This is a genomic window from [Phormidium] sp. LEGE 05292 (assembly GCF_015207735.1).
GTDB lineage: Bacteria > Cyanobacteriota > Cyanobacteriia > Cyanobacteriales > Aerosakkonemataceae > Floridanema.
Genome location: NZ_JADEWG010000021.1, coordinates 66,994 through 74,099, shown reverse-complemented (window position 1 = coordinate 74,099; position 7,106 = coordinate 66,994). Strand labels below are relative to the sequence as shown.

5 protein-coding genes are annotated in these 7,106 nt (G+C 36.8%); 1 reads left to right on the top strand and 4 read right to left on the bottom strand.

The window, feature by feature from the left end; genetic code table 11:
- Window positions 1–39 precede the first annotated feature (39 nt).
- Window positions 40–1,425, bottom strand: a complete 1,386-nt coding sequence (locus IQ264_RS08840) for a proton extrusion protein PcxA (RefSeq protein WP_193980377.1) — start codon at window positions 1,423–1,425, stop codon at window positions 40–42.
- Between the two features lie 106 nt (window positions 1,426–1,531).
- On the opposite strand from IQ264_RS08840, the gene IQ264_RS08835 reads away from it, so the two are divergent.
- The gene (locus IQ264_RS08835; RefSeq protein WP_193980376.1) at window positions 1,532–3,715 is read left to right on the top strand and encodes a recombinase family protein; all 2,184 of its coding nucleotides are present in this window, start codon (window positions 1,532–1,534) and stop codon (window positions 3,713–3,715) included.
- 162 nt (window positions 3,716–3,877) lie between these two features.
- Here the strand turns inward: IQ264_RS08835 and IQ264_RS08830 are convergent, their stop codons facing one another.
- From IQ264_RS08830 to IQ264_RS08820, 3 genes are all read right to left on the bottom strand, one after another.
- Window positions 3,878–4,129: a hypothetical protein gene (locus IQ264_RS08830; RefSeq protein WP_193980375.1), complete on the bottom strand. Its 252-nt coding sequence runs from the start codon at window positions 4,127–4,129 to the stop codon at window positions 3,878–3,880.
- Between the two features lie 592 nt (window positions 4,130–4,721).
- Window positions 4,722–6,086 carry a serine/threonine protein kinase gene (locus tag IQ264_RS08825; protein ID WP_193980374.1) on the bottom strand — a complete coding sequence of 455 codons (1,365 nt, stop codon included), beginning with the start codon at window positions 6,084–6,086 and terminating at the stop codon, window positions 4,722–4,724.
- 21 nt (window positions 6,087–6,107) lie between these two features.
- Entirely contained in the window at window positions 6,108–7,100 is a 993-nt protein-coding gene (locus IQ264_RS08820) for a serine/threonine protein kinase (RefSeq protein ID WP_193980373.1), read from the bottom strand.
- Window positions 7,101–7,106 lie beyond the last annotated feature (6 nt).

Here is a 7,106-nt window from a genome sequence, read left to right as displayed (position 1 = left end):
TCCCCATCCCCTTGTCCCCCAGTACCCAGTTCCTAAAAACTATTCATTCATATTTCTGTAAGTTGCTACCGCTGAAGGAGATATGCGGTTTAAGTATCTGAAGATCCAATACTTAAACACGGTATCTAAAATCACAGGGAAAGTAGCAATAAACAAAAAGATAAAATCACGATTTTCTGGTAATCCTAAATGGCGGGCAACATTTTCTAAAAGTACTTCCCAACCATGTGGGGAATGAAAGCCAACGAAGATGTCAGTGAACAGAATAATAATAAAAGCTTTGGCGCTATCGCTGAGTCCATACACAATTTCATCCATAAAGGATTTCAAAATTGCAATTTCCCGACGACTAAACATAATTATTACGGCAAACATACCTAATGCTGCTAAGTCGGAAAAAACATTTTTAACTGCATTCGCGCTGGTGCGTTGGGATTCTTCGGCTATTTCATTTGCTCTTTCTTGCAGTTTTTCTTCAATTTTTTCTGACTCAAGTTTTGGTGTTCCCGAAATTAAATAATCAAACCGTAGGCGCTCCTCAAACTTTTTCAGCTCTTCCAAAGCTTCTGCTTCCAAATCTTTATTGATGAATATACTAATTTTGTTTTTCTCAATTAACTTGTCAACAATGGGCCCCGCCACTGCCAACTTAAACAATTGGAAAGTTAACAAAGGCACAATAATTAAAGTTAGAATAAATCTCAGAGAAACCGCTGTTTTAGCTTTAGAACTTCGGTATTTTTTAATAACTTCTTGTTCCGATTCCGGGTCTAATTCTCGTTGAATTTTATTTAAAGTTGAAAAAATTGACCTGGGTAGTACTCCGGTTTTATCAACGACTGTTTCAAATTTGTTAGGATCTTCTTGAGACACACCAAACAATTGGTTTTCATTGTTTAACCCCTCAGCAGCCATAGCTTCGGTACGTTCCAGTTTGTTATTATTTTTCGGAACGACGATTAAGGAAGTAGATGTGTTTTGAGCATTAATTCTGGTTTTTGGTCTGTACTTGGCGATTACTTGGTCGATAAATTTCAGTTTTTCTAATGTTATCGTGACCTGTTCGGAATTAGCTGTTCTTTGGTAAGCTTTACCATTATTATCGGCTGAGCTTCCTGAAGATTTGCCAAGTGTTTGGCTAGTAATTAAATTGAGGAAAGAGCTACTAGCTTTAAATTCTCGCAGGCGATTAGCGGCAATAGTTAAATTTTGTCTTAATTCTGACTGAAAATATGCTTTGACACTATCGCCATATTCAGTTTGATTGACAGAAATTTTCTTGCCTTCAAAATATTCGTCTTCAATGGCTTTAATTTGTAAAGCGGCGTTGTAGGCTTGTTCTAAGGCTCTTTCTGGGGTGTCAAAGTACCAATCTCTAACCGATCGTACTAACCCGTGAATTGAAGTAAAAATGCTGTTAATCATGACACAGAGGGTTGTGAATTTGGTCTTTTAGTTGTATTGGGCTATCTTTATAGAATGAGTTTTTCAATGTATGTGGTATGATAACAGATTCGACGGAGGAGAAACGGTGTTTTCTGAATCTCTTTGGATTTCTGGTTCCAGCCGTAGTGGAAAAACCGCACGTTTGATAGAGCAGTTTTGCCATTGGTCAGAGTTAGGCTTTGATTTAGCAAATTTAGGTGCAGGAGATACTTTGGCGGGTGAAAGAGTTTCTTTCAGGAAACGTCATTTAATTGCCAAGCAAGGTGTCCCAGCAGTTTTAGTGTTTGCGGCTAATGGAGATAATCGCATTGAATTGACCGATCGCATCGCCGCTGCTAAACCTAATCTAGCTGTACAAACTACCACACCTTTAGCTTTTTTTGAAAATGAAGTAACTTTATTTTGGCCTTTATTAATTCAACAGTTGAATTTGCCTGCACAATTTCCCCTGCGTCTACGTCCAGAGGCGGAACAAGAGTTTGCAACTGGGCTATGGCGACCGGAATTAGACCAGGGAATTGCGGTAAAAATGGGGGTGAATGAATATAGATTGGTGCGACGTGCTTTAGACTTATTACTATTAGCAGGTTTAAGCGGTACACCAATCGAAGACCTACCGCAAATTTTAGAACAAGGTTTTCCCAATGAGCAAGAAAATGATGATTCTCCTGTAACTAATAGAGTGACAATTCCTTTGGAAATGTTGCGGCGTTGGCGAGATTGGTGTTGGCAAAAAGGTTTATTAACTTACGGGATTATTGCAGAATTATATTGGCGATATTTGTTACCTAATCAAACTTATCAGCAGCATTTAAAGCGACGCTATAAAGTGGTTTTAGCGGATGATGTAGATGATTATCCAGCGATCGCAGGCGATCTTTTTGAGTTTTTGTTAACTCATGGTACAATTGGCGCGTTTACTTTTAATCCTGAAGGAAGAGTCAGGTTAGGTTTAGGTGCTGACCCCGATCATTTAGCAACATTAGCTTCCCGTTGTCGAGTAGAAAGGTTAACTAATCGACCTGAAAAATCTTTAGCTGATACTTGGGGAATGACTTTAGTAGAAGCTGTCAGCGATCCGATGTTAATGTTTAGTTTGCCGTCAGAAATCCAATCAATTCAAACAACTTCGCGATCGCAATTGTTACGCCAAACAGCAGAAGTAATTATTGATGCAGTTAATTCGGGAAAAGTCAAACCGCAAGAAGTAGCCGTAATTGCACCTGGTTTGGATGCGATCGCACGTTATACTTTAATCGAAATTCTTTCTAATAAAGGTGTTGATGTTGAGTCTTTAAACGATCAACGTGCTTTGGCTAGTTCGCCAATTATCCGCGCTTTACTAACTTTATTAGCTTTAGTTTATCCCGGTTTAGGCAGGTTGGTAGATAAAAATGCGATCGCAGAAATGTTAATCGTTTTAAGTGCTAGACAAGTATATAGCGGAGAGCCTAATTCTCAATCTAAAATAGAACATTGGATCGATCCAGTTCGCGCAGGTTTATTAGCAGATTATTGTTATAAACCAGACCTGGAATTACCGGAATTATTGCCTGTAAAAACCTTTGCGCGTTGGGATAGATTAGGGTATCGTGCAACTCAAGCTTATGAGGAGATTGTGCAGTGGGTATCAGAACAGCGATCGCAACAAGAACAGCATCTTATTCCTAACCCAGTTTACGTTTTAGACAGAGCAATTCAACGCTTTCTTTGGCATGGTAGCTATCTTCCTTATGACCAATTATCAGCATTGCGAGAGTTAATTGAAACCGCTCAACAATACTGGGAAGTTGATGCCAGAATGCGAAAAATTGAAACTAGTAATCCCTTACCTAATACTACCATTGGTCGCTTTATTCAATTGCTCAAAACTGGGACAATTACTGCTAACCCTTACCCAATTAGACTATTTGGAATCACCAAGCAAGCAGTAACTTTAGCTAATATTTTCCAATACCGTTCTAGTCGCAGATTTCATAAATGGCAATTTTGGTTAGATGCGGGTTCACCCCTTTGGTTAAGTGGAGGTGCAGCCAACTTATTTGGCGCACAATTGTTCCTACAAAATCGCTTTGCTCAACCTTGGACAACAGAAGATGAAAATAGAGAAGGTGAGGAAAGATTACAAAGAATTTTAAAAGATTTGCTCAGTCGAACCGGAGAGAGACTTTACTTGTGTCATAGCGACCTAGCTGTGAATGGACAAGAACAAAATGGCCCCTTAGTAACATTAATAAATGCGGCTGTTCCTGTGCTTACCCTAAATTAATTCTAGGACTTACGCACTGTTTAAAAAGGAAAAATCATCTTTCCCACTTGTCCCCCCATCTGTTTAATTTCTTTGATGACCATGAATTAGCCCTGCTTGGGAAGGGGGTTGGGGGATCTGAGTGCGTAAGTTCTAAAGTCGTAGGTTGGGGTAGCGACAGCGTTACTCAACACTGCTAGTTGTCCGCCGATTACTCTTTGGATAGATTTCAGTATATTCCCTTGGATACAATTTTGGCTTTTCTATTAAGTAGCAAGCTTCAAGTTTCCTCAATGCTTCTAATTTAGCTTCTGACTTTAGTCTATAATCTTGAGCCAGTAAGTTGAACATTTCTCGCAAAACAATCACGATTAAATATACAGCCAAAGTTACTAAAACTCCAGCCACTCCCACAAATAAAGTTAGATGGTTCATTATTCCTGTCCTCGAAAATTGATTTAGAGTGAATACAAGCGATTTGGACAATAGTATAGAAAGTTCCAAAGTTTTGGCATTGCCAAACAGTTATTTCAGTTTTTTGTTAATTAAAAACTGTGATGCCTTTTCCCAATTTATTTAGACTGGCTATGGTGAAATTTTTCTATTTTAGATCGTAGAATTTATTTGAAGTCTGCCACGATATTTCTTCCTTGCATTCAATTTTGATTAGTTGTGCTTGAGACTGGTATGTATTAAATGATGGCACTTACGTTCTTAGAATAAAAGTATAATTAAGTACACTTATTAAAAAAATATAAAGTTTATCTTAAAGTATGGAGATTTTACTTAAGTAAAATTATCTCGTACAAGGGTTTTAACCTATAACTTGACCAAAGTGTGATTTTGAAGATTAAATAAAGAATTTTAGAAATAGTTGACGAATTTAGAGCTAATAAAGTAATATAAATTTTTTAACAACTTTATATAACAGACCATAAAGTAGACAACTCCTGCTGCTCGCGCCAGAATTCGCTTTGTTTGCAAATTTTTATTTTGAATCCTACATATACGCACCTTTATCCCGCACTTACCGCGAATTTAGCCAGTCTTTAATTTCTTGTGCTAACCAGAGACATTCTATTGCACTCAATCCTAAACCAAAAGAATACCTTTTATCTATAGTTTGAATAGTTACCATTTCTTCTTCTGTGCCATTTGCTTGAAAAGAGTTATGATGGCTAATTTGTACGCTTTGAAAAACATCTTGAATATCGGAAATATAACCTTTTCTCTGATGAGCACAGTGATTGAATAGCCATTTCTCTATTAAGAAGCTTTGCGCTTTAAACGTGATTATTTGATAGCCAAATTTATTGATTAAGAAGCGATAACCTAAGAAAAGCCAAAGTGACAATAATAGGCTGTGTAAGCTGAAAGAAAAAACGGAAGCAGTCAGCATGGCTTGAATAATTAGGACTATACTGCCAAAACTAAATTGAGCTAACAATAATATGACGATTACACATACTAGTCCGTCTCCAAAGGATAGTTCCTTACTAGGGAGTTTAATAAATAAACTATGTCGCGATCGATTAATTTTAATTCTATTTTCTTGAGGCTGAGTAACTTTTTTAACAGGGAGACTATATGCGCGATTATTTTTTAATGCTTTTAAAGCTTCTTCAGCTTTAGCAAAACGTTTTTCTACCGATGGTTCTGTAAGTTTCTCAATCCATTGAATAAATTTGGTGTTAGCATTAGTGCGATCGCTAAAATGAATGCGTAAATCTTTTTGCGGTAAATCTGCCGGAGAAGTTCCAGTTAATAAATGAATTAAAGTTGCTCCCAGTGCATATAAATCAGAAGCAGGAACTGTTCTTCCCCCGAATTGTTCGATTGGTGCATAACCGTAAGTTCCCACAACAGTAAAAGTTGCTCCTTCGGCAGCGGCTTTGTCTTGCACTGCACCAAAATCTACTAAATATATTCGTTTATTTTCACCTAAAATTACATTGCTAGGTTTAATATCTCGGTGGAAAACCGGAGGATTTAATTCATGTAAATAACTTAAAATATTTAATAGTGATTCAGCAATTAGGCGTACTTCTTTTTCGGTGAACCTTTTCCCTATTTTTAGTAAATCTTTCAAAGATGCACCAGGAATATATTCCTGCACTAAACAAAACCAAAGCACTCGCTCATCAAGAGAAAAATAATCTCGATATCGGGGAATTTGCGGATGTTTTAAATGTTTGAGAATTTGCGCTTCTCGTTCAAATAGTTTCAAATCATCCCATTGAATATCGCCGCCAAAAGCTAGCAGTTTCACAATCACTTTTTCTGAAGGTTTAGTTTCTAAATCTTCAGCTAACCAAGTTTGTCTTCCCGCATTGTGACCTAACTTTTCTTTTAGCTGGTAACGTCCTTGCAAAACTTGTTCTACTTGCAGCATATTTCCCATTCCCTTTGCCAATTACTTCATTCTATCTTGTGGTTGTTCTACTGTATCTATACTATTGACAAAAGTATAAACAATGCCAAAAACTACGAAAAAGCTTAAAGCAAAACCGCTTAAAGATAAGAATATTAAACGTCCATAATTGACTGGTTTGTTAATAGTACTATACTTATTTGTACAATAATTTTTCTTAACTAAAACAGGTTCTTGTAAAGCTTTTAATGCTTCTCTAGCAGAATTAAATCGCTTTTCTACTGCTGGTGTTGTGAGTTTTTCTAACCAACTGCTAAAACCAGGACTAAATAGCATTGTATTAGCAAATTTAATTCGCATTTGTTGTGTCAAATCAGCAGGAGAAATCCCAGTTAATAAATGAATTAATGTTGCTCCCAGCGCATATAAATCAGAAGCGGGAACTGCTTTTCCCCATAATTGTTCTGGGGGAACATAACCATTCGTACCGACTACAGTAAAGGTGACTCCCTCGGCTTTGGCTTTGTCTTGAACTGCACCAAAATCTACTAAATAAATTTTGCGGTCTTTTCCTAAAATTAAGTTACTTGGTTTAATATCTCGGTGCAATACTGGTGGACTTAATTCATGCAAAAAAATCAAAATTTCTAATATTTGAATAGCAAAAGAACGTACTTCTGGTGGGTAAAAAATTCTTCTTTGATTGAGCATTTCTTGTAATGAAATACCTGGGATATATTTTTGCACTAAGCCAAACCAAAGTAACCCAGAACTTGTTTGCTCATCAAGGGAAAAGTAGTCAATGTATTGAGGAATTTTTGGATGATTTAGATTAGCTAAGACTTGAGCTTCTCTTTCAAAAAGTTTGATTTCTTGCCAGTCTGTTTGGGGACTAACAGCTAATAATTTGACAATTACTAATTCTTTTGATTCTGATAAAATGTCTTCAGCCAACCAAGTTTGCCTTCCAGCATTTTTGCCTAATTGCTGTTTTAATTTATAGCGATCGCCTAAAATTTCTTGAGTATCTAGCATGAGCTT

What these genes read in the sequence shown, in the direction of transcription:
- IQ264_RS08820 (WP_193980373.1), bottom strand. Translation starts at nt 7,100, where the DNA reads ATGCTAGATACTCAAGAAATTTTAGGCGATCGCTATAAATTAAAACAG.
- IQ264_RS08840 (WP_193980377.1), bottom strand. Translation starts at nt 1,425, where the DNA reads ATGATTAACAGCATTTTTACTTCAATTCACGGGTTAGTACGATCGGTT.
- IQ264_RS08830 (WP_193980375.1), bottom strand. Translation starts at nt 4,129, where the DNA reads ATGAACCATCTAACTTTATTTGTGGGAGTGGCTGGAGTTTTAGTAACT.
- IQ264_RS08825 (WP_193980374.1), bottom strand. Translation starts at nt 6,086, where the DNA reads ATGCTGCAAGTAGAACAAGTTTTGCAAGGACGTTACCAGCTAAAAGAA.